Source organism: Haloferax sp. Atlit-4N, from assembly GCF_003383025.1.
Lineage (GTDB): Archaea > Halobacteriota > Halobacteria > Halobacteriales > Haloferacaceae > Haloferax > Haloferax gibbonsii.
The window spans coordinates 417,033-437,463 of sequence record NZ_PSYY01000002.1 but is presented as its reverse complement, the minus strand read 5'-3'; the positions used below and the strand labels follow the sequence as shown (position 1 = coordinate 437,463).

Annotated in this window: 17 protein-coding genes and 2 tRNA genes; 9 read left to right on the top strand and 10 right to left on the bottom strand. The window is 66.9% G+C overall.

What is annotated here, in order from left to right; genetic code table 11:
* Positions 1 to 447: 447 nt before the first annotated feature.
* The gene (locus C5C07_RS11475; protein WP_115805100.1) at positions 448 to 3,549 is read right to left on the bottom strand and encodes an adenosylcobalamin-dependent ribonucleoside-diphosphate reductase; all 3,102 of its coding nucleotides are present in this window, start codon (positions 3,547 to 3,549) and stop codon (positions 448 to 450) included.
* Between the two features lie 535 nt (positions 3,550 to 4,084).
* On the opposite strand from C5C07_RS11475, the gene C5C07_RS11470 reads away from it, so the two are divergent.
* Positions 4,085 to 4,297 (top strand): hypothetical protein, encoded by a 213-nt coding sequence (locus tag C5C07_RS11470; RefSeq protein WP_004975139.1) that lies wholly within the window; start codon positions 4,085 to 4,087, stop codon positions 4,295 to 4,297.
* A gap of 71 nt (positions 4,298 to 4,368) precedes the next feature.
* Here C5C07_RS11470 and trpG read toward each other — a convergent pair whose 3' ends face one another.
* From trpG to trpD, 4 genes are read right to left on the bottom strand one after another with little or no spacing between them, the layout of a single operon-like run.
* Complete coding sequence (gene trpG, locus C5C07_RS11465) at positions 4,369 to 4,989, bottom strand: anthranilate synthase component II (protein WP_050459627.1); 621 nt, start codon at positions 4,987 to 4,989, stop codon at positions 4,369 to 4,371.
* Positions 4,986 to 6,560 (bottom strand): anthranilate synthase component I, encoded by a 1,575-nt coding sequence (trpE, locus tag C5C07_RS11460; RefSeq protein ID WP_004975137.1) that lies wholly within the window; start codon positions 6,558 to 6,560, stop codon positions 4,986 to 4,988. The genes trpG and trpE overlap by 4 nt, the downstream gene beginning before the upstream one ends.
* Complete coding sequence (gene trpF, locus C5C07_RS11455; RefSeq protein ID WP_115805099.1) at positions 6,557 to 7,222, bottom strand: phosphoribosylanthranilate isomerase; 666 nt, start codon at positions 7,220 to 7,222, stop codon at positions 6,557 to 6,559. The genes trpE and trpF overlap by 4 nt, the downstream gene beginning before the upstream one ends.
* A 1-nt stretch (position 7,223) precedes the next feature.
* Positions 7,224 to 8,219, bottom strand: a complete 996-nt coding sequence (gene trpD, locus C5C07_RS11450; protein ID WP_049905078.1) for an anthranilate phosphoribosyltransferase — start codon at positions 8,217 to 8,219, stop codon at positions 7,224 to 7,226.
* A 239-nt stretch (positions 8,220 to 8,458) separates the two neighbouring features.
* On the opposite strand from trpD, the gene C5C07_RS11445 reads away from it, so the two are divergent.
* The 3 genes from C5C07_RS11445 (at position 8,459) to C5C07_RS21690 (ending at position 9,087) form a co-directional block, all read left to right on the top strand.
* A tRNA-Val gene (locus tag C5C07_RS11445) sits at positions 8,459 to 8,533 on the top strand.
* Between the two features lie 45 nt (positions 8,534 to 8,578).
* Positions 8,579 to 8,653, top strand: a tRNA-Val gene (locus C5C07_RS11440).
* 284 nt (positions 8,654 to 8,937) lie between these two features.
* Complete coding sequence (locus C5C07_RS21690; protein WP_004975129.1) at positions 8,938 to 9,087, top strand: hypothetical protein; 150 nt, start codon at positions 8,938 to 8,940, stop codon at positions 9,085 to 9,087.
* A gap of 2 nt (positions 9,088 to 9,089) precedes the next feature.
* Here C5C07_RS21690 and C5C07_RS11435 read toward each other — a convergent pair whose 3' ends face one another.
* The 3 genes from C5C07_RS11435 to C5C07_RS11425 all read right to left on the bottom strand — a co-directional run bounded on the left by C5C07_RS11435 (position 9,090) and on the right by C5C07_RS11425 (position 12,438).
* The gene (locus tag C5C07_RS11435; protein WP_004975128.1) at positions 9,090 to 9,599 is read right to left on the bottom strand and encodes a DUF2062 domain-containing protein; all 510 of its coding nucleotides are present in this window, start codon (positions 9,597 to 9,599) and stop codon (positions 9,090 to 9,092) included.
* A 93-nt stretch (positions 9,600 to 9,692) separates the two neighbouring features.
* A complete protein-coding gene (locus C5C07_RS11430; RefSeq protein WP_004975127.1) occupies positions 9,693 to 10,130 on the bottom strand; it encodes a CBS domain-containing protein in 438 nt (145 codons plus the stop codon).
* 1 nt (position 10,131) lies between these two features.
* Positions 10,132 to 12,438 (bottom strand): methyl-accepting chemotaxis protein, encoded by a 2,307-nt coding sequence (locus C5C07_RS11425; protein ID WP_115805098.1) that lies wholly within the window; start codon positions 12,436 to 12,438, stop codon positions 10,132 to 10,134.
* 159 nt (positions 12,439 to 12,597) lie between these two features.
* On the opposite strand from C5C07_RS11425, the gene C5C07_RS11420 reads away from it, so the two are divergent.
* Positions 12,598 to 12,891, top strand: coding sequence for a hypothetical protein (locus tag C5C07_RS11420; RefSeq protein ID WP_004975123.1), 294 nt, complete (start codon positions 12,598 to 12,600; stop codon positions 12,889 to 12,891).
* Between the two features lie 46 nt (positions 12,892 to 12,937).
* On the opposite strand, the gene sucD is transcribed toward C5C07_RS11420, so the two are convergent.
* Both sucD and sucC read right to left on the bottom strand, forming a co-directional pair.
* A complete protein-coding gene (gene sucD, locus C5C07_RS11415; protein WP_004975121.1) occupies positions 12,938 to 13,807 on the bottom strand; it encodes a succinate--CoA ligase subunit alpha in 870 nt (289 codons plus the stop codon).
* Positions 13,804 to 14,949: an ADP-forming succinate--CoA ligase subunit beta gene (gene sucC, locus C5C07_RS11410; RefSeq protein WP_004975119.1), complete on the bottom strand. Its 1,146-nt coding sequence runs from the start codon at positions 14,947 to 14,949 to the stop codon at positions 13,804 to 13,806. The genes sucD and sucC overlap by 4 nt, the downstream gene beginning before the upstream one ends.
* 277 nt (positions 14,950 to 15,226) lie before the next feature.
* On the opposite strand from sucC, the gene C5C07_RS11400 reads away from it, so the two are divergent.
* The 4 genes from C5C07_RS11400 to C5C07_RS11385 all read left to right on the top strand — a co-directional run bounded on the left by C5C07_RS11400 (position 15,227) and on the right by C5C07_RS11385 (position 20,212).
* The gene (locus C5C07_RS11400) at positions 15,227 to 16,192 is read left to right on the top strand and encodes an NADPH:quinone reductase (protein WP_115805096.1); all 966 of its coding nucleotides are present in this window, start codon (positions 15,227 to 15,229) and stop codon (positions 16,190 to 16,192) included.
* A 132-nt stretch (positions 16,193 to 16,324) separates the two neighbouring features.
* Positions 16,325 to 17,032 (top strand): SDR family oxidoreductase, encoded by a 708-nt coding sequence (locus C5C07_RS11395; RefSeq protein ID WP_115805095.1) that lies wholly within the window; start codon positions 16,325 to 16,327, stop codon positions 17,030 to 17,032.
* A gap of 251 nt (positions 17,033 to 17,283) precedes the next feature.
* A complete protein-coding gene (locus C5C07_RS11390) occupies positions 17,284 to 18,621 on the top strand; it encodes a sodium-dependent transporter (protein WP_004975113.1) in 1,338 nt (445 codons plus the stop codon).
* 172 nt (positions 18,622 to 18,793) lie between these two features.
* Positions 18,794 to 20,212, top strand: a complete 1,419-nt coding sequence (locus C5C07_RS11385; RefSeq protein WP_115805094.1) for a sodium-dependent transporter — start codon at positions 18,794 to 18,796, stop codon at positions 20,210 to 20,212.
* The last annotated feature ends 219 nt before the right edge of the window (positions 20,213 to 20,431 follow it).

Here is a 20,431-nt window from a genome sequence, read left to right as displayed (position 1 = left end):
GTCGTGACCGACTACGTGGGCCGACGCGCTCGCAGTTCACGACGTGCCGTACTACGCAGTCGAGGGAACGGTCGAGTGACTGCGTCTCTCGTCTCGTCGGTCGATACATCTCGTCTCGAACAGCGTCGGGTCACCGGAGCGATACGAGCGCGGGCTCCACAGTCGCACTCTATCTCACTCTATCTCACCACATCTCTCCCGCTGTCGACGGGCGGTCCATCCGGAGGGACGGAGGGAGCGATGGCTGTCCCCGAGAGATGAGGGTACTGTGCGAGCGATAGAGTCCACGATTGGCGTGTCTCTCCCGCCGGCCTCGACGACACCTTCGCGTCGAACACGCCAACGAGACTGGACAGTGCAGACTCGTGGGGTCGAGGAGCGCAAAAGAAAAGAGCGGAAATCGAGTGACGGACGAGACGGCGACGGCGGCGAGTTACCGTCTCGCGTTCAGCACTCGGACCAGCCGCAGTTCTGGCAGGTCTTACAGCCTTCGGAGTAGTAGAGGTCCATCTCGCCGCACTCGGGACACTCGGGGCTCTCGCCCGCGGCGAGCAGGTCCGCAACGGCGTCGGAACTGCCACCGGGGCCGTCGTCGACGGCGACGCCGCCGTCGGTGTCCGCGTCCTCGGTCGCGGCGGCCTCGGCTTCGACCTCGGTCAGGTTCTGCTGTTGCGGGTAGCCCTTGTCGATGTCGCCGTCGAGATACCGGCGCATCGCGGTGCCGATGGCGTCCGGGATGGAGTTAATCTGCTCGCCTTTGTCCCAGGCGACCTTCGGGCTCCGGATACCCTTCAGTTCGTTCGCGATCTCCTCGGGGTCGACGCCCGAGCGGAGCGACGTGGAGACGGTCTTGGCGAGCGCCTCGGTGAAGGACGCGGTGAAGCCGCCGGAGTTACCGATGTTGGCGAACAGCTCGAACGGCTCGCCGTGTTCGTCCTCGTTGATGTTGACGTAGAGCTTCCCGTAGCCGGTGTCGATGCGCTGGGTGACGCCGTACAGCACGTCCGGACGGGGGCGCTTCTTGCCGACGTCGCTCGGCGAATCGGCGAAGGCGAGTTCGAGTTCGCTGCCGATGAGGTCCGAGACCTCCTCGGATTCGAGGAACGCCTCCACGTCGCCGAACACGTCGCGAATCTGCGAGACGATGGCCTCTGCGGCCTCCTCGTCGTCGGAGAACTCGGTGTTCTTCGCGCGCGTGGTGAGCACCTGCTTCGAGCGGGTGCCGTCGCGGTAGACGGTGACGCCCTTGCCGCCGTGGTCGTAGATGTAGCGGTAGACCTCGTCCATGTCCTCCTTCGACGCGCTGTTCGGGAAGTTACAGGTCTTCGAGATGGCGGAGTCGACGCCGCTCTGGAGGGCGCACTGGACGCCCGCGTGCTCGATACCCGCGAGGTCGGAGGTCACGACGAACAGCTCGGAGATGGCGTCCGGGACGGTCGACAGCGAGGAGACGCCGTCGAACTCGTTGCTGGCCATCTGCTCTTGGGCCTCGCGCTTGACGGCCTCGACGTCGATGTCGTTGGCCTCCAGCACGCGGAGGAAGTAGTCGTCGAACTCGACGAGCATCTCGTCGCCCTGCACGTCGTCGGAGACGTTCTTGTAGTAGGCGACGTTGTAGATGGGCTCACAGCCGCCGGTGGTGTTCGACACCATCGACGTGGTACCCGTCGGGGCGATGGTCGTCGTGTTGTGGTTGCGGATGGGGTAGCCGTCTTCCCAGTCGTCGGCGGACTCGCCGGTGTGGTGTTCGAACCACTCGCGGTACTCGGTCGGGTTCGCGTACTTCGAGTCCTCCCACGCCTCGAACGGGCCGCGTTCTTCGGCGAGTTCGTGGGACGCCCGCTTGGACCCGTGGTTGATGTGGGTCATGAGCTGTTGGGCGATTTCGTTGCCCTCGTCGGAGCCGTAGCGGACGCCGAGCTGGATGTACATCTGGGCGAGCCCCATGATGCCGAGCCCGATTTTACGGAGTTCGCGGACCTTCTCCTCGATCTTCTCGACCGGGAAGTCCGACATCGTGACGACGTTTTCGAGGAAGCGCGTGCCGTTGTCGATGCGGTGGTCGAACTCCTCCCAGTCGACGGCGTCTTCCAGGAAGGCGTCCGTCGCGGCCTCAAGCGAGTCGTACTCGTCGCCGTGGGCGTCGTACCAGACGCGCCAGTCGGGCGAGTCCTCCGCGACGAGCGTCGAGAGGTTGATGTGGCCGAGGTTACACGCCTCGTACTCCTCGAGCGGCTGTTCGCCGCAGGGGTTGGTCGCGAGGATGCGGTGGTCGGGATGTTTCTCGACGTCGAAGGAGTGCTGCTTGTTTGCGCGCTCGAGGTAGACGACGCCGGGTTCGCCGTTCTCCCACGCGCCCTCGATAATCTGGTCCCAGAGTTTCTTCGCGGGGACCGAGAGGACCTCACCGACCTCGACGTGCTCGCCGAGACCGAACATGTCGTAGATTTCCTTCGTCTGGGGCGTGGCGACGTGCGGCTCTTCGGTGCGGGGGTTCGTGAAGACGAACTCCTCGTCGTTGTACAGCGCCTCCATGAAGCCGTCGGTGATACCGACCGAGATGTTGAAGTTCGAGAGATGGCCTTCGACGGCGTTACGGAGGTGCTTGGGGACGCGACCGTCCTCGTCGATGAGTTCGCGCGCCTCGTCGAGCGCGTCGACGAACTTGGTGTGGGTGAAGTCGTCGGGGTCGTTCAGGCGGAGCGTGTGCGCGAGCGAGACGTCCTTGTTCTTCGCGTGGAGGAACTGGATGACGTCGGGGTGGCTGACGCGCATGACGCCCATCTGCGCGCCGCGGCGCGCGCCGCCCTGCGCGATGGTCTCGCACATCTGGTCGAACGTCCGCATGAACGTGATGGGGCCGGAGGCGATGCCGCCGGTCGAACCGACCGCGTCGCCGTAGGGGCGGAGCTTCCAGAAGGCGTAGCCCATGCCGCCGCCGGACTGGAACACCTCGGCGGCCTCCTTGGCCGTCTGGTGGATGTCCGTGATGTCGTCGCCGGGCGAGTCGACGAAACAGGCCGAAAGCTGCTGAAGCTCGTCGCCGGCGTTCATCAGCGTCGGCGAGTTCGGCATGAACGAGAGCTGTCCCATCATCTCTTCGAACGTCTCGCGCTTCTCGACGACGACCTCGCGGACGCCCTCCGGAAGTTCGGGGACGAGGGTTTCGTAGGCGAACTTGTTGACGTTGTAGACCGAAAGCGTCGTCTCGGCCTCGTCGTCGTCGGCCGTGACGCCCTTGCCGAAGACCTCCTCGGCGAGTTCGTCGCGGCGCGGGTGGTCCGGCTTGATGAGGTCGGGAGTGACCGTGATTTCGATGTCGCGCTGTTCGGCCTCGAAGACGGCCTCGGCGAGCGCGATGTTCTTCGCGACGCGGGGGAACAGGTCCTCCTGCGTCTCGACGAGGTCGCCGTCGGCGTCCTTGCGGAGGTAACGGGCGGGGAGAATGTTGTTGTAGGCGTTGCCCGTCATCCGCTCTTCGAGGGTCTCGCCTTCGGTCCGCTTGACCGGAAGTACGAGTTCGTCCGTCGAGAGGTTCGCGTCGCTCATCTTACTGTCCCTCCCGCCCGAGCCGCGTTCGGGCGAGGTCGCGTCGATAGTGTCCGGAAATTCCGCTCATTGGTGACGATATTGGTGTGTGTTGCGTGGTTGGTTAAGGGCTTCGAACTCGGAGGTTCGACCGCCGAACGTATCATAATTAGTGCAATTACGTCGGCGGCCGACGACCGGGTCCGAAGTGCACGGATTCATAGAACGGACGGAAGCCACATAACCGTAGTTAGAGCGGAGCGGAAGTGAAATCTCGGCGGAGAAAATCGACAGACGTAACGGTGATATCCAGTAGAACGTGAGGGGGGAGACGAGCCGTCTGAATCGGTCACATGGTGAACAGTGCCGCATCACCGGAGAGGATATAAAGGGAGATCGGACAGTCGACATGCAGATAAATATCAGAATTCGTATGTTCAAATCACCCAACCGCTCAGGGGTGCCGAAATCGGTCGTTTCGACGGCGGAATCGCACCGGAACCGCGAGACGAGACCGCCCACAAGCTTATCCGCTCTACGGGTGTCATATCGGGGTATGGTACTGACTCCCCTCGCGCTCACACCGTTACAGCTCGGCGGCCTGCTCTCCGGGCCGCTCGGTCAGATGCTCGTGGTGCTCGTGGCCGTCGCCGTCGTCATCCTCGTCGGGCGACTGTTCCTCAAAGTCGCGTGGCGACTGGTCACCATCGCCGCCATCGTCGTCGGGGCGCTGCTGCTGCTCTCGTTCTTCGGCATCAACGTCCTCTGAGGTGGCTGCACGGCCATCGGGCGAAGAGAACGGCAAAAACCGCGACCGCGCCTCGGCGTGTCTGGCCCGATTCAGGCCACGTCGAAGCCGGCGACCGCCGTGAGGAAGTTTCTGACGACGCCGTGTCCCGACCCCGTGAGCACGCTTTCCGGGTGGAACTGGACGCACTCGATGGGGAACTCGCGGTGGCGGACGCCCATCACGAGCGCCTCGCCGTCGTGGTCGGTCGTCGCCGAGACGTCGAAGCAGTCGGGAACCTCGGTGGCGACGAGTGAGTGGTAGCGGCCGGCCGGGAAACCGTCTTCGAGGCCGGCGAAGACGCCCTCGCCGTCGTGGTCGACGGGGAACGCCTTGCCGTGAATCGGCTCCGGCGCGTGGCCGATGGTCCCGCCGTAGGCGTACACCGCGGCTTCGAGGCCGAGACAGACGCCGAGGGTCGGAATCTCGGTCGAAAGCTCCGTGAGCACGTCGTTCGTCACGCCCACGTCGCGGTCGTTCTTCGGATGACCCGGCCCCGGCGAGATGACGATGGCGTCGGGGTTCAGGTCGCGAATCTCGTCGAGCGACGCGGTGTTCTTGCGCACCTCGATGTCGAGCGGTTCGCCCTCGACGGTCTGCTCGGAGAAGTACTCCACGAGGTTGTACGTGAACGAATCGAAGTTGTCGACGACGACGAGTCGAATCGCCGTCATTGCGACACCTCCTCGGTCCCGTACTCGATGCGGCGGACGGCGTCGAGCACCCCGCCCATCTTCTGTTCGGTCTCCTCGTACTCCGCGGTCGGGTCGGAGTCGGCGACGATGCCGGCTCCCGCGCGGACGGTGATGGTGTCTTCCGAGCCGTCGGACTCGACCGTCGCGGTCCGGATGACGATAGCCATGTCGGCGTCGCCGGTCCACGAGTAGTAGCCGACGCCGCCGCCGTAGACGCCGCGGGGCTCGTCTTCGAGGTCGTCGATAATCTCCATCGCCCGGACCTTCGGCGCGCCGGTGAGCGTTCCCGCCGGGAACGTCGCGCGCGTGGCATCGAAGGCGTCCGAGTCGGGGTCGAGCGTCCCCGAGACGGTCGATTCGATGTGCTGGACGTGGCTGTACTTGATGATGCTCATGAAGTCCTCGACGCGGACGCTGCCGGGCGTCGAGACCCGGCGCACGTCGTTGCGGCCGAGGTCGACGAGCATCGTGTGCTCTGCGCGCTCCTTTCCGTCCGCGAGGAGTTCGCCGGCGAGGCGGCGGTCCTCGACCGGCCCGGAGCCGCGCTGGCACGTCCCCGCGATGGGGTTGACGACGACGCGGTCGCCCCTGACCGAGACGAGCGTCTCGGGGCTCGCGCCGACGACGCGCCGGTCGCCGTGCCGGAGCAGGTACATGTACGGCGAGGGGTTCACCTCGCGCAGCGAGGCGTACAGGCCGACCGGGTCGACCTGTCCGTGGAGCTTCCGGGTGCGCGAGATGACGCCCTGATAGATGTCGCCGTCGCGGACGTGTTCTTTCGTCTTCCTGACCGCGGCCTCGTAGTCCTCGCGCGAACCGGCCTCCTCGCCGGTCCGCTCGAAGCCGCCGGGTGAGGGGTCGTCAGCCGCCCGGAGCTTCTCGGCGACGCGTTCGGCCTCGGCGACGACGCCGTCGTAGACGTCGCCGGGGTCGTCGTCGGGCGAGACGACGGGGGTACAGACGAGGCGGACGGCGTCCTCGCGGTGGTCGAACGAGAGCGTCCGGGTGGTGAGGACGAACTCGGCGTCCGGGTCGTCGGTATCGGGGCGCTCGCGGCCGACCTCGTCGAGCCAGAGGTCGTAGACGGCCTCGTAGGCGAGGAAGCCGACCAAACCGCCGGTGAGCGTCTGGCGGTCCGTCTCGGGGAAGTTGACGCGCGGGAGGTCGGGGAGCGCGCCGCGCAGGGAGTCGAGTACGTCGCCGTCGCCCGCGCCGACGAACTCGGCGGCGGGACCGCCGAGGTCGGTCACGTCGACGCCGTCGGGGCCGACCGTCACGACCGCCTCGGGGTCGTAGCCGACGAACGAGAAGCGCGCGTGGGAATCGGCGACCGTCGCGGGCGCGGAGAACGCGCCCTGCGGGTTGCTGGAGGAGACCTTCTCGGCGCTCTCCAGGAGGAAGCCGTAGTCGCTGCGGTCGGCGAGCGTCGTGTACGCGGCCAGCGGGTCCACAGACACGTCGAGGTCGGCGACGAGGTGCGTCACGACCGGTTCGTCCGCGTCGCCGACGAGCTCGACGAACTCGTCGCGGTCGGTGTCGGGAGTCGTCACGCGACGACCTCCTCGTGACCCTCGGACGCTCCGCGGGCCGCCTTCGCCGCGGCGACGAACGCGCGGACCGCGTCGTGGTCCTTGACGCCGCCGGAGGCCTCGACGCCGCTCGCGACGTCGACGCCGTAGGGCTCGACCGTCCGAACCGCCTCGGCGACGTTGTCGGGGGTCAGGCCGCCCGCGAGAACCACGGGCACGTCGACCGCCTCGACGAGTTCGCGCGAGGCGTCCCAGTCGTGGGTCTCGCCGGTGCCGCCCGCGCCGGACGCGGAGGGCGTGTCGACGAGGATAGCGTCAACGACGGGCGCGAGAGCGCGTGCGCGGTCGAGGTCGGTCGCGTCGACGACGGGGACGACGCCGACGCCCGTCGCGCGGAGCGAGTCGAGGTCGTCGGCCGCGAAGTCGCCGTGGAGTTGGAGTACATCGGGTTGGACCTCGCGGGCGAGGTCGCGGGCGTGGTCGATGGAGTCGGGCATCGTCACGAGGACGGTCGTGAGGAACGGCGGCGCGGCGGCGAACAGCTCGCGGGCGCGCTCGCGGGAAATCTCGCGGGGCGTGTCCACGGGCACGTCGCAGATGGCACCGACCGCGTCGGCACCGGCCGCGTCGACCGCTCCGAGGTCGGCTTCGTCGGTGACGCCGCACACTTTGACGCGGGTCATCTCACGCCTCCCGGAGCGCGTCGAGCTTGGCCTTCGCGGCGCCGGACTCGATGGCGTCGCGGGCGACCTCGACGCCCTCCTCCAGGGAGTCCGCGAGGTCGGCGACGTAGACGGCCGCGCCGGCGTTGGCGAGGATGAGGTCGCGCTTGGGACCGGTCACGTCGCCGGTGAGGATACCTTCGAGGTCGGCGGCGTTCTCCTGCGGAGTGCCGCCGGCGACCGCCTCGATGGGGGCCTGTTCGAGGCCGAGGTCGGCGGGCGTGAGCGTGTACTCCGTAATCTCATCGCCGTCGATTTCGGCGACCGTCGTCGCGTCGTGGAGGGCGATTTCGTCCATGCCGGAGCCGTGGACGACGAGGGCGCGCTCGACGGGCATGTGCGACAGCGACTCGGCGATGACGGGGACGAGGTCGGAGTCGTAGACGCCGAGGACCTGCGCGTCGGCCCCGGCGGGGTTCGTCAGCGGGCCGAGGACGTTGAAGATGGTCCGCATGCCGAGTTCCTTCCGCGGGCCGATGACGGCCTTCATCGCGGGGTGGAACACGGGCGCGAGCATGAAGCCGACGCCGTTGTCCTCGATGCACGCCTCGACGGACTCGGGTTCGGCCTCGACGTTCACGCCGGCGACCTCCAGCACGTCGGCGCTCCCAGAAGACGAAGAGACGGAGTAGTTGCCGTGCTTGGCCACCGCCGCGCCCGCGCCGGCCGCGACGAGCGCGCTCGTGGTCGAGACGTTGATGGTGTTGTAGTCGTCGCCGCCGGTGCCGCAGGTGTCGACGAGCGGGCCGCGGTCGGGCTCGATGGTCAACGCGGCGTCGCGCATCCCCTGCGCGAAGCCCGCGATTTCGGCCTCGGTCTCGCCTTTCGCCCGGAGCGCGGCGAGGAGCGCGCCGATTTGCGCCTCGGTCGCGTCCTCGAAGACCGCCCGCGCGGCGTCGCGCGCCTCCTCGACAGTCAGGTCCGCACCGCCGGTCACACGTTCGATATAATCCTGCATTGGTAATCACCGATGTACTTCTTCGGGTTATGATGTACAAATCAGTACATCGGCTTAAGCGTGTCGGGCTGGCGAAAATCGCCGGCTCCGACGGTCGGCGCTCGGAGCGAATCGCCCGCCTCGAACGGTGGGAACGCGCTGTGACCCGAATCGCCGCACGTAGTCCGATTCGAAAGCTTAAATTGTAACCCCGGACAACGGAGAGATGCGTCCGAACGGGCGCGGGAAGCACCGTAACCGGGTTGGTGGTCTAGTCTGGTTATGACACCTCCTTGACATGGAGGAGGCCGGCAGTTCAAATCTGCCCCAACCCACTCCTCTTCCCGCGTTTCGGCGTTCGGCGATGTTCGCAACACACCGGGTTGGTGGTCTAGTCTGGTTATGACACCTCCTTGACATGGAGGAGGCCGGCAGTTCAAATCTGCCCCAACCCACTACTTTCTCGCGACGAATTGCCTCCCGAGCACCGCGTAGCGTGTGCTCGGTGCCGCGAGTCGCGTGCAATCGTGTCGCGGGCAGATTTGAACCAGCGAGCAACGTGCGACACGTAGTGTCGCAGTAAGACGAACGGCGAAGCCGTGAGTCGCGAAGCGTTGCGAGTGAGGTTCACGCGAGCGAAGCGAGCGTGTCTCCTGATACAGTCTCTCGCTCCACCCAACCGAACAGACAGTCTCCCGCACCACCCAACCACTATGTCTTCCGCCCGCGAATCCCGCCCATGACCCTCCTGCAAATCCCCGGCGGTCCCGAACTCGTCATCTTGGCGCTGTTGCTCCTCATCCCGCTTGCGGTCGTCTACCTCGGCTACAAACTCATCCAGTCGCTCCGGGCGTTCGAAGAAGGCAGAGAAGAACGGTCACAGCGGTAGCGTCACGACGACACGTCGGACCGGGCGTCGTCGTTCCGGGCGTCCGCGCCGCGCGTCGGCGTCTCCGACCGCTGTCGTCGGTGGTGCAGGCGCGCCAGTTGGAGCGTCACCGCGTAGCCGACGACGGCGAGAGCGACGGCGAGAATCGTGTTGCCGAGGAGCTGTCGGAGGAGGATGTCGAGACCGGCGCTGAGCGACACGTCGGCGACGGACGCCCCCGGAACCGGGCCGAGCAGGTGCGAACCGAGCCAGAAGCTCGCGCCGTAGACCGCCCACTTGACGGGCGGGTTGAAGACGACGAGCGTGGCGACGAGCGCGAGTCGGCTCGCCCGCTCGACGAAGTAGGCGATGAGGGCGAACAGCGCGAGGGCGGTCCCTGCGGTCGGCATGGCCACGAAGAAGACGCCGAACGCGAAGCTGGCGGCGACCTCGTGAGGGGTGTGGTCCGCCGCGAACGCTCGTTCGAGGCCGGACCGGACGCGGGGACGAATCGACGCGAGACGGTCGTACACTCGTCGAGACTAGAAGCGAGACGTCGTTATCAACGCTTCGCCGAGAATCAGTCAACTGGTAGCAGTCGACGTGTCGATGCGTCGAGGCGGCGGTCAGCGGAACCGGCGGTCCGACTCCCACTTGTCCTTGAGTTCTATCATCTGGCCGACGCCGCGGGCCACGTCCGAGAGGTGGAAGGCGATGTCCGTCGCGGTCACGATGCCGACCATCTCCGCGCCGTCAACGACGACGAGTTTCTTCACCCGTTGGTCGCGCATCTTCTCGGCGGCAACGCGCGTGGTCGAGTCCGGTCGAACCCACTTGATTGGGTTCGACATGACCGCGCGGGCCGGGACCGCGGCGAGGGGCTTGCCGCTCGCCACGCCGGCGCGGAGCGCGTCCGACTCGGTGACGATGCCCGCGGGGCCGCCGTCGGCCATCACGACGACGCTTCCCGCGCCCTCGCGGAGCATGGTTCGCGCGCAGTCGGCGACGCTCGACCCCAGTCCGACGGTCGCCACCTCCTCGGTCATGATGTCGTCGACGCGCATGTCAGTCGTCCGCGGGCGAGGGTTCTCGCTCGGGTTGGGGGGTGGATTCAGCGCGCGACTGGGTCGGGTCGGTGCTCGCGCCGGACCCGGCGGCCGCGTCGCCGAGCACGTCGTCGATAGTCGCCGAGACCTCGCCCCCGTCGTCGACCTCGAAGGCGTCGAGGAGGTCGTCGAGGTGGCTCACGTGCGACGAGAGCTCGCGCACGTCCCCGTTGACGTCGACGAGCGCGGCGCTCTGTTCTTCCGCGGTCGCGGAGACGTTCTCGGCCTCGGCGGCGGTCTCCTCGGAGATGCCCGCGATTTCGTCGGTCATCGACAGCACCTCCTGGGAGGAGTCGGCCTGACTGCCCGTCGCGTCCGAAATCTCGTGGACGCTCGCGGTCGTCTCCTCGACGCGCTCGACGATACCGTCGAAAGACGAAAGCGCCTCGTCGACCGAGGTCGCGCTCTCTTCGACCTGCGCCCGCATGCGTTCGATGCGGGAGACGACGGCGTCGCGCTGGGTCTCGATTTCGGCGACGAGCGACTCGATGTCGCCCGCCGAGGACTTGGTCTCCTGTGCGAGCTGTTTGACCTCGTTGGAGACGACGGCGAAGCCCTCGCCGGCCTCGCCGGCGCGGGCGGCCTCGATGTTCGCGTTGAGCGCGAGGATGTCGGTCTGTTCCGCGATGTCGGTGATGACCTCGACGATGTCCTCGATTCGGGCGAGGCGGTCGTCGAGTTCGCGGACCTCGTCGACGGTCGCCTCCGTCTCGGCGCGCACGGCGTCGATGTCGTCGAGGGCGTCGGTGGCGGCGGTCTGGCCGTCGAGCGAGCGCGCCTCGGCCTCCTCGGTGAGCCGGACGAGTTCGTCGGCCGACGACGCTATCTGCTGGATGGACGCGGAGAGGTGGTTTATCTCGTCGGCGGCGGCGACGAGGCTGTCGGTCTGCTCGCTCGCTCCCTCGGAAATCTGCTGGACCGACGCGGACACCTCCTCGCTCGCGGCGGACACGTCGTCGGCGCGGTCGGCCACGCGGTCGGCGAGCGTCGCCACGTCCTCGCCGAAGGTCTTGACCGTGCCGACGGTCTGTTCGATGTCGTCCATCATCTCGTTGTACGCGGCGGCGACCGTCGCCATATCGCGGCTCTCGGAGTCGGTCGGGAGGCGGACGCGGAGGTCGCCGTCGGCCGCGCGGGTCATCGCCTCGCTGTAGGCGCGGGCGTCGGCCCGCTGGTCGCGGAGGTCGTCCCGGAGGTTGTCGATGCCGCGGACGACCTGTCCGAACTCGTCGGTGCGGTCCGTTTCGAGTTCCACGTCGAGGTCGCCGTCGCGGAGCGCGGAGACGGTCGACGCGAGGTCCACGAGCGGGAGCGCGGTGTTCCCGCGGACGATGAGCGCGAAGGCGACGAAGCCGAGCATCGAAAGCGCGAGGAGCGTCGCAATCTGGAGGCCGACGCTCCGGGAGAGCGCGAAGACGCTGCTGGCCGGCGCGTGCAGGAGGAGCACGCCGCCGGAGACGGGGACGTGCGCGACGACGTGCGGCGAGGAGACGAAGCCCTCGACGGGTGCGAGGCGGGAGACGCCCGTCGCGCCGGCGAAGGCGGCGTCGAGTTCGGACGCCTCGGCGGCGGGGTAGGCGACGTTCGACTGGCCGCCGCCGCCGTCGTAGAGGACGCGTCCGTCGGTCGTGACGAGTTGGGTGAAGCCGCCGTCGATGTGGTTGCCGTCGAGCGCGGCCCCGAGCGAGGACGCCTCGGCGACGAGGACGATTGCGCGGGGCTCGATGGACGGAAGCGGCGCGACGAAGCCCATGTAGGCGACGCCGTCTTCGACGTAGACGGTGGTCCGCTCGACGCCGTCGTCCGAGAGGTCGGCGCTCGCGGGGAGCGGAAGCGACCCGCTTTCGAACAGCGTCGTCCCGACCGCGCCCTCCTCGGACGAGCCGAGGACGGTCGTCGTCTCGGTGTCGACGAAGTGGAGCGCGGCCACGTCGGCGGGCATGTCCTCTTTGGCGGCCGTCAGGGTCGCCGAGGACCGCCCGTCGAGGGTGCTCCCGGCGGAGGGGTCGTCGGCGACGATGGTCGCGAGGCGGCTCCGCTCGTCGAACCACGTGTTCACCTGCAGGGCCTCGCGTTCGGCCTCGGTGAGGAGGTCGGCGCGGGCGTCCTCGTCTATCGTGGATGCCGTCTGTTGATACTGGACGACTCCGACGCCGGCGACGAGGACTGAAACGAGCAGCATCGCGGCGACCAGCCGCCGCGTGTAGCTCTCCGTAATCGCATCAGGAAGCCGTGATTCGGCCTCCAAAACGAGATTCTCGGCCATTACCGTACCGACCGGAATGCGGTGCATAAATCCGCGCACCTGAGTATCAATCTAGATAATATAGTCGGCGGCGACGGCCTACGAACCGCCGACGCGCGCGCGAGTTCCCGCGGGCGACACGAGCGTCAACCATACGTCTGTCGAACGCTAGCAAGCCACATGGAAACCGAGTTCCGCCTGCTCGTGGCGGGCTTCTGTATCGTCGCGCCGTCGCTCCTGTTCGTCGGGTTCGTCAGACTGCTCGACGCCATGCGCGAGGACGACCTCGTCGAGCGCGTCCTCGACAGAGTCGACGAGGGCGGCGGGCCGACCGGGACGGCGGTCGACCCGACGACGTTCCTGCGGTCCGCACGGGAGAAATCGCGCCGGCGAACGGCGGTCTGCCGGGAGTGCGGCGTGCCGAACGCGGCCGACGGCGGACGCTGTGGGCTGTGCGGCGCGACGTTGCGATAGGTGGGAAAAAGAATCGAAGCGAGTCGAAAACCGCGTTCGAGCGGGCTTAGAGGAAGTCTTCGATGTGGTCGGCGACCTCGTTGGGCGTGTCGCCGACGGGGACGCCCGCGTCGTTGAGGGCGGAAATCTTGGACTCCGCGGTGCCCGTGCCCGAACCGGAGACGATAGCGCCGGCGTGACCCATACGCTTGCCCGGCGGTGCCGTGCGGCCCGCGATGAAGCCGGCGACCGGCGTGTCCATGTTCTCCGCGATGTACTTCGCGGCCTGCTCTTCGTCCTCGCCGCCGATTTCGCCGCACATGACGACGGCGTGGGTGTCGGGGTCGTTCTCGAACGCCTCGAGGGCGTCGACGAACGACGTGCCGATGATGGGGTCGCCGCCGATGCCGATGGCGGTGGTCTGGCCGATGCCGCGCTCGGTCAGGTTCGAGACGACCTGGTACGTGAGCGTACCGGAGCGGGAGACGAGACCGACGTTACCCTCCTCGAAGATGTTGCCGGGGAGGATGCCGAGTTTGGCCTCGCCGGGCGTGATGATGCCCGGGCAGTTGGGGCCGATGAGGCGCGTGTCGGTCTCCGACAGACGCTTGTTGACCTTGGCCATGTCCTGCGTCGGGACGCCCTCGGTGATGGCGACGACGAGGTCGAGGTCCGTGTCGAGCGCCTCGAAGATGGCGTCGCCGGCGAACGCCGGCGGGACGAACACGACGGAGGCGTTGGCGTCTTCCTCGTCGACGGCCTCTTCGACGGTGTCGTAGACGGGGATGCCGTCGACGTCCTGACCGCCCTTCCCGGGGGAGGTCCCGGCGACGACGTTCGTGCCGTACTCAATCATCTGGCGGGTGTGGAACTTGCCTTCGCCACCCGTGATACCCTGTACAACCACTCGCGTGTCGTCGTCGACGAAAATGCTCATTGGGACACCTCCTGTGCGTTCTTGACGGCACGCTGGACGGCGTCCTCCAGCGTCCCCTCGACCTGTACGAGGTCCGTGTTCAGAATCTCCATGCCCTCCTCGGCGTTCGTGCCCGCGAGGCGGACGACGACCGGCTTGGGAATCTCGTCGAAGCTCTCCAGCGCCTCGTTGATACCCTTGGCGACCTCGTCGCCGCGGGTGATGCCGCCGAAGATGTTGAACACGACGGAGTCGACGTTCTCGTCGGAGAAGACCATGTCCAGCGCGTTCGCCACGCGCTCGGCCTTCGCGCCGCCGCCGATGTCGAGGAAGTTGGCGGGCTCGCCGCCGAAGTAGTCCACGAGGTCGAGCGTCGTCATGACGAGACCGGCGCCGTTGCCGATGATGCCGACGTTACCCGAGAGACGGACGTAGTCGAAGCCGTACTCGCCGGCCTTGGCCTCGAGGTCGTTCTCGTAGGCGTCCTCTTCCATCGCCGCGAGGTCGTCGTGACGGAACAGGGCGTCGTCGTCGATGTTCATGACGGCGTCCGCGGCGACGATGTCGCGGTCGGACGTAATCATGACGGGGTTGATTTCGATGTCCGAGGCGTCGTTCGACTCGTAGAGGTCGTACAGCGTCGTGAGGAACGAGGCCACGTCGAAGGCCACGTCGCGGGGGATGCCCGCCTCGAAGACGACCTTGCGGGCCTGGTAGGGGTGCAGGCCGAACGCGGGGTCGATGTGCTCGCGGGCGATGGCTTCGGGGGTCTCCTCCGCGACTTCCTCGATGTTGACGCCGCCTTCCGTCGAGACCATCGCGACGGGCTTGCCCTCGCTGCGGTCCATCGTGATACCGACGTACAGTTCGTTTTCGAAGTCGACGCCGGCCTCGACGAGCACCCGGTCGACCGTGTAGCCCTTGAGGTCCATCCCGAGGATGTCCTCCGCGGCCTGTCGAGCTTCGTCCTCGTCCATGGCGATTTTGATGCCACCGGCCTTGCCACGCCCACCGACGTGTACCTGCGCCTTGATGGCGGCGGGGTATCCGATCTCCTCGACCGCCTCCATGACCTCCTCTACCGACGACGCGAGACGGGACTCTGGCACCGGAATCCCAGCCTCTGCGAAGATATCCTTCGCCTGGTATTCGTGAAGCTTCATTACCATGCGTGGGAGGGAAAGGCACGCGCTTAAATCCCATTCATCTCCGTTCAGAGCCGACAGGTGAAAATCGCCGGAGAGGCTCACTCATAACCGAATTAACCTCGGAATTCATAATTTATCCGGAATAAAATCGGATGAATCTACAGGATACGCAGACGTACGCCTGCACGTACGAATCTCGGAGGTCGAACGCGCCGAGCAAGCCGCCGTCGGTGTCGCCGCGATTCGCCCCGAGTCGTCCGAATTTATCACCCGTCCGACCCCATCGTTCGGCATGCGCGCTGTCAGATTCCACGACCACGGCGGACGCGACGTGCTTCAGGTAGACGACATCGACACGCCCGACCCGGCGGCGGGCGAGGTCCTCGTCGAAGTCGCGGCCGCGGGCGTCAACCCCGTCGACACGTACTTCCGCGAGGGCTCGTACCAGCCCTTCGCGATGCCGATGATTCCCGGCGTCGACGTGGCCGGAACGGTCGCGGCGGTCGGCCCCGACGTCACCGGATTCGCGGAGGGCGACCACGTCGTCGGCACCGGCATCGGCAAGGACCACTACGGCGGCTACGCCGAGTTCGCGGCCGTCCCGACCGACCGGCTCGCGGTCCTCTCGGACGACGTGGACCTCGTCGCGGCCGGCGGCGCGGGCGTCGCCGGCGTCACGGCGTGGCGCGCCCTCGTCGACCACGGCGGGATGCAACTCGGCGACACCGTCCTGATTCACGGCGGCTCCGGCGGCGTCGGTCACGCCGCGGTCCAGCTCGCCGCCGCGTCCGGCGCTCGCGTCGTCGCCACCGCCGCGCCCGACTACCACGACCGCGTGGCCGAACTCGGCGCGGACGTGGTTCTAGACTACGCCCGCGACGACCTCGCCGACGCCGTCGTGGACGCCGCGACGGGCGACGGAGTAGACCTGACGCTCGACCACCGACTCGACGACTATCTCCAGTTCGACGCCGACGTGGCCGCCCACGGCGGTCGCGTCGTCGGCATCGGCGAGAACGACCCGGAAGTCGGCTTCGACCTGTCGTCGTCGGCCCGCGGCAAGGACCTCTCGCTCACGATGATGAGCATGTTCAACACGCCCGACCTGTCGGCTCCCCTGCGCGAGCTCGCCGGCCAGATGGGCGCGGGCGAGTTCGAAATCGACGTGGCGCGGACCTACGACCTCGACGAGGCCGCCGAGGCCCACCGCGCGGTCATGGAAGACAGCTTCCTCGGAAAACTGGTCATCACGCCCTGACCGGACCGCCTCGTCGTGCCCGCGGCAATCCGGGCAGGCGGTCACCGACACGGAAGGGTGACGACGCGGCCGGTCGCCGACGGGCACACAGCCGCGACCGAATTATGTCCCGTGCGCACGTACCGCACGGACATGGACGTGACATTCGATTTCGACGGAACCGTGGCTCTCGTGACCGGCGCGAGCGGCGCGCTCGGCGGCGCAATCGATCGCGCGTTCCACGAGGCGGGCGCGTCGGTCGCGGCCGCGGACGTGGTCGAACCCGACGACGAGGACGGCTTTTTCGAGTCCGAGGGTGTCAGATTCTACGAGGGTGATTTCACCGACGAGGACGACGTGGCGCGCGTCGTCGACGCGGTCGCCTCCGACTTCGGCCGCCTCGACCACCTCGCCAACATCGCCGGGACGTGGCGCGGCGGGACGCCCGTCGACGAGACGGAGGCGGACACGTTCGACTTCCTGTTCGACGTGAACCTCAAGACGATGTTCCTCGCGTCGAAACACGCGATTCCGCACCTCCGGGAGACCGAGGGCTCAGTCGTGAGCGTCTCGGCCCGCTCGTCGCTGGAGGGTGGCGAAGGCGACGGAATCTACCGGGCGTCGAAGGCGGGCGTCCGCCTGCTCACGGAGACCATCGCCGAGGAGAACCGCGGCGTCGTGCGCGCGAACGCGGTCATGCCGAGCGTCATCGACACGCCGATGAACCGCGAGATGATGGCCGACGCCGACTTCGAGAAGTGGGTGAAACCCGAGGAAATCGCCCGGACCGTCCTCGCGCTCTGTTCGGACGCGACCCCCGTGACGAGCGGCGCGGCCGTCCCGGTGTACGGCGAGGCCTGACGACCCTGTTTCGTGGCAACATTCGCCACGATAGGGTATGACATTCGTTGTGGTGCGCGCGAATTTTTACGCGGTACGCAAGGGATTCACGAACACGACACTCGTTAGAAAAATGAGGCTAATCGAGGCCTGAATTCGGACGAACGTGCCACATCCTATAGTTGGTTGGAGAATTATGTCGATTTTCGCTCCGATATGCGACGGCATACCGCGTCATTTATCACACCCACATCGGCAACAGGGTGATAGACATGACCGAACGTGAAACGTGGGCAACCAGGGCAGGGTTCATCCTCGCGGCCGTCGGCAGCGCGGTCGGCCTCGGGAACATCTGGCAGTTCCCGTTCAAGACCGCTCAGTTCGGCGGTGCCTCCTTCCTGATCGTCTACATCATCGCGGCGCTCGGCATCGGCCTCCCGGCCATCCTCGCCGAGTTCGTCATCGGACGCAAGACCAACCTGAACACCATCAACGCCTTCGAAAAGCTCGGCTACAAGGAATGGCGCGTCGTCGGCGCTATCGGCCTGTTCACCGGCTTCTGGATTCTGTCGTACTACAGCGTCGTCGGCGGCTGGGTCCTCCGGTACATCGGCGGCAGCCTGACCGGCGCGTACTTCGCCGCCCCGGCAGAGTACTTCGGTCAGGTGTCCGCCGGGATGGACGCGCTCGCGCTCCACGCCGTGTTCATGGCGCTCGTCGTCGGCATCGTCGCCGCCGGCATCGAAGACGGCATCGAGAAGGCGACGAAACTGATGGTTCCGAGCATCGTCGTCATCCTCGGCGTGCTCGCGGCCTTCGCCTTCACGCTCCCCGGCGCGTCCGCGGGCTACGCGTACTTCCTCTCGCCCGACTTCAACGCGCTCACGGAGAACTTCGCCGACATCGTCCCCTTCGCGGTCGGGCAGGCGTTCTTCTCGCTGTCGCTCGGCATGGGCGCGATGATAACCTACGCCTCCTACATCGACGGCGACCAGAGCCTGTTCGGCGACGGTATCACCATCGTCTTCCTGAACAGTTTCGTCGGCATCCTCGCCGGTCTCGTCGTCCTCCCGCTCCTGTTCGCCCAGGGAATCGACCCCAACACGAGCGGCGCGGGCGCGGTGTTCATCAGCGTCGCCGGCGCGTTCGCCGACATCCCCGGCGGCCAGATAATCGGCCTCGTCTTCTTCGTGGTCGTGCTCATCGCGGCGCTCTCGTCTGCGATCAGCCTCCTCGAAGTCGTCGTCTCGTGGTCCATCGACAACTACGACGTCTCCCGCCCGCAGATGGCCGTCGGTCTCGGCGGCGTCATCTTCCTGCTCGGCGTCCCGTCGGCAATCGACACCGCGTGGCTCGGCTGGTTCGACACGCTCGCCTACAAACTGCTGCTCCCGCTTTCGGTCCTCGGCATCCTCGTCTTCGCGGCGTGGGTCTACGGCGCGCCCGCCATCGACGAGCTGATGAAGGGCAGCGGACTCGGTGACGGCGTCGGCCTGACGTGGCTCTGGCTGGTCCGCACGCTCGTTATCGTCGCCGTCGTGGCGACGCTCGCCCTCGGGCTTCAGACGCTGTTCCTCGGCGAGAGCCCGGCCATCGTTCCGCCCCTCTGAGGCGGCGACCGGTCCCGCTTTCATCGCGCCTAGGAATCGTCGGTAGCGGTGCGTTTTTCTCGACTATTCGACGGTGATTTTCACGCGTAGACCACTCAAAACCGTTAAATTTCTCCGATGACGTATCGTTGGTTCGAAAGCCCTTTTACCGGTGGACTGGCAATGGGTGTCAATGACACGAGAAACATGGGCAACACGGCTCGGGTTCATCCTCGCGGCCGTCGGCAGCGCGGTCGGCCTCGGGAACATCTGGCGATTCCCGTGGCAGACCGCCGAAAACGGCGGCAGCGCGTTCCTCGTCGTGTATCTCGGTATCGTCCTCCTCGTCGGCGTCCCCGGTCTGCTCGGCGAGTTCGTCATCGGTCGTCGGGCGAAGAAGTCGCCGGTCGGCGCGCTCCGGGACCTCTCGGGGTCGAAAACGTGGGGCGTCGTCGGCGCGTTCTCGGTCGTCACCGGCATCTCGCTGCTCTCGTTCTACAGCGTCGTCGGCGGGTGGATCATCCGGTATCTCCTCGAAAGCGGGGCCGCGGTCGTCGGCGGCAGCCCCGCGTACTTCACGAATCCGGGCCAGTACTTCGGCGGCGTCTCCGCCGGCGTCGACGCCGCGCTCTACCACCTCCTGTTTCTCGGACTGACCGCGCTCATCGTCTTCGCGGGCGTCCGCAAGGGCATCGAACTCGGCACGAAAATCATGATGCCCGCCGTGCTCGTCCTGCTCGCCGGTCTCGCCGCCTGGGCCGCGACCCAGCCTAACGCGGCCGCCGGTTACGCCTTCTTCCTCCGCTTCGACCCCTCGGTCATCACCGAGAACTTCTTCGCTATCCTCGGTCCCGCCGCCGGACAGGCGCTGTTTACGCTCTCGCTCGGCGCGGGCACGATGATAACGTACTCCTCGTACCTCGACGAGGACCGCTCGCTTCCCTTCGACGGCAGCGCCATCGCCGTCCTCAACACGAGCGTCGGCGTCATCACGGGTCTCGTCGTCTTCCCGCTCCTGTTCTCGCAGGGCGTCAACCCGACCGAGACCGGGACCGGACCGGGCGCGCTGTTCGTCGGCCTCGCGGGGGCGTTCTCGCAGCTCCCCGCGGGGACGCTCATCGCCACCGCGTTCTTCGCCGTCGTGACGCTCGCGGCGCTGTCGAGTTCCATCAGCATGCTCGAAATCCCCGTCGCGTTCCTCGTCGACGAGTACGGCGTCTCTCGCAAACGCGCCGTCACCGGGATGACCGCGCTCGTCGCCGTCACCGGAACCGTCTGCGCGTTCAATCCGAGCATCTTCGGCTTCGTCGCCGGGCCGCTCGTGAACGTCCTCCTGACCGCCGGCCTCGCCGCGTTCCTCCTGTTCGTCGGCTGGGTCATGGGCCGCGAGGCGCTCGAGGAGTTCGCCGCCGGCGCGGGCGAGTTCTCGAAGTCTCTCGGCACGCCGTGGCTCTTCGCCGTCGGCGTCGTCCTCCCGCTGTTCCTCGTCTTCACGCTCCTCACGCACTTCGGCGTGGACACGACCATCGGCTTCTGGCCGACCGTCGGCGTCGCCGTCGTCGCGTCCGCCGCCGCTTTCTTGGGCCTGCGACAGCCCAACTCGGTCGTCTGAGTGGGGCTCTCCCGGCCGCGTTCGGGGCGCTGACTCGACTCCGACTGCTCCCTTTGCTCCGTTTTCGACCGACGCGAACGCGGGGAGTGCTTCGCGTCGCTAACTATGATGATTGTTCCACCTATTCTTCGACAACTGTCGAAGTAAGGGTTGCCGGATTGCGGAACTCCTTTGACCGAGGACTGCGGACCGTTGCTCCAATGAGCGAAGGTGGTCTGG

What these genes read in the sequence shown, in the direction of transcription:
- trpD (WP_049905078.1), bottom strand. Translation starts at nt 8,219, where the DNA reads ATGCAGGATTATATCGAACGTGTGACCGGCGGTGCGGACCTGACTGTC.
- C5C07_RS11420 (WP_004975123.1), top strand. Translation starts at nt 12,598, where the DNA reads ATGGAAACCGAGTTCCGCCTGCTCGTGGCGGGCTTCTGTATCGTCGCG.
- C5C07_RS11385 (WP_115805094.1), top strand. Translation starts at nt 18,794, where the DNA reads ATGACACGAGAAACATGGGCAACACGGCTCGGGTTCATCCTCGCGGCC.
- trpF (WP_115805099.1), bottom strand. Translation starts at nt 7,222, where the DNA reads ATGACCCGCGTCAAAGTGTGCGGCGTCACCGACGAAGCCGACCTCGGA.
- sucC (WP_004975119.1), bottom strand. Translation starts at nt 14,949, where the DNA reads ATGAAGCTTCACGAATACCAGGCGAAGGATATCTTCGCAGAGGCTGGG.
- C5C07_RS11470 (WP_004975139.1), top strand. Translation starts at nt 4,085, where the DNA reads ATGGTACTGACTCCCCTCGCGCTCACACCGTTACAGCTCGGCGGCCTG.
- C5C07_RS11430 (WP_004975127.1), bottom strand. Translation starts at nt 10,130, where the DNA reads ATGCGCGTCGACGACATCATGACCGAGGAGGTGGCGACCGTCGGACTG.
- trpG (WP_050459627.1), bottom strand. Translation starts at nt 4,989, where the DNA reads ATGACGGCGATTCGACTCGTCGTCGTCGACAACTTCGATTCGTTCACG.
- C5C07_RS11475 (WP_115805100.1), bottom strand. Translation starts at nt 3,549, where the DNA reads ATGAGCGACGCGAACCTCTCGACGGACGAACTCGTACTTCCGGTCAAG.
- sucD (WP_004975121.1), bottom strand. Translation starts at nt 13,807, where the DNA reads ATGAGCATTTTCGTCGACGACGACACGCGAGTGGTTGTACAGGGTATC.
- C5C07_RS21690 (WP_004975129.1), top strand. Translation starts at nt 8,938, where the DNA reads ATGACCCTCCTGCAAATCCCCGGCGGTCCCGAACTCGTCATCTTGGCG.
- C5C07_RS11395 (WP_115805095.1), top strand. Translation starts at nt 16,325, where the DNA reads ATGGACGTGACATTCGATTTCGACGGAACCGTGGCTCTCGTGACCGGC.
- C5C07_RS11400 (WP_115805096.1), top strand. Translation starts at nt 15,227, where the DNA reads ATGCGCGCTGTCAGATTCCACGACCACGGCGGACGCGACGTGCTTCAG.
- C5C07_RS11425 (WP_115805098.1), bottom strand. Translation starts at nt 12,438, where the DNA reads ATGGCCGAGAATCTCGTTTTGGAGGCCGAATCACGGCTTCCTGATGCG.
- C5C07_RS11390 (WP_004975113.1), top strand. Translation starts at nt 17,284, where the DNA reads ATGACCGAACGTGAAACGTGGGCAACCAGGGCAGGGTTCATCCTCGCG.